Annotated in this window: 1 protein-coding gene; it reads right to left on the bottom strand. The window is 70.0% G+C overall.

Translation table 11 applies throughout. The features are described 5' to 3' along the window. Positions 1 to 12: 12 nt before the first annotated feature. Positions 13 to 740 (bottom strand): DJ-1/PfpI family protein (locus IO36_RS36020; protein ID WP_037626564.1); only part of this gene is annotated, 728 nt, incomplete at its 5' end.

Here is a 740-nt window from a genome sequence, read left to right as displayed (position 1 = left end):
TGTGGGCGGGGGTCAGTTCTCGGGGAGGAAGACCTTTTCCATGCCGTTCTGGAGGTTGGTGACGAAGGTGGGGTCGTCGTCGGAGAGGGGGCCTTCGGGGTGGAAGAGGGTTTCGCCGTGGAGGGGGAGGGTGTCCCAGGTGCCGGCCAGTGCGCGGGCGCGGTCTTCGCCAAAGAGGTGGGTGACCAGGGCGATGGTGCTGGGGTGGACGGTGGCGGCGCCGCCGGCGGTGAAGATCTTGGCGTCGGGCAGCAGGGACCAGGCGCGGCGGGGCCGGGCGACGTCGGCGCCCAGGTCGGCCAGGCGGCGGCCCAGGACCGCGGCGGCCTGGAAGCGGGTGCCCTTGAGGATGCCGGAGCGGAACAGGACGCCCACTCCCGCGCAGTTGGCGGCGACCCAGCGGTCCTCGTCGTGGTGGGCGCGGATGAAGTCGAGGGTGCGGGGGTCGCGGGAGGCGGCGCCGCCGCCGATGCCGCCGGGGATGTAGAGGAGGTCGTAACGGCTTTGCGGGTCGACCTTCTCGGTCTGGATCTGCGCGCCCATGTGGGTGGTGACCGTGCCGCCCTCGAAACTGCCGAGCGTGACCTCGAGGCTCTCACCGCTCTGGCCGAGATCGTAGGCAAGAGCGCGGAACAGTTCCCAGGGCGCGAACAGGTCCTGCTCACCGACGTTGGGGAAAGCCAGGAAGAGGACCTTCTTGATGCTGCTCACGGTGTGCTCCTTACGGATGCGGGTGGATG

The sequence above is a fragment of the Streptomyces aureus genome, from assembly GCF_000725495.1.
GTDB lineage: Bacteria > Actinomycetota > Actinomycetes > Streptomycetales > Streptomycetaceae > Streptomyces > Streptomyces aureus_B.
Note: the sequence above shows the minus strand (reverse complement) of the source record. Positions and strands in the feature narration are given on the sequence as shown.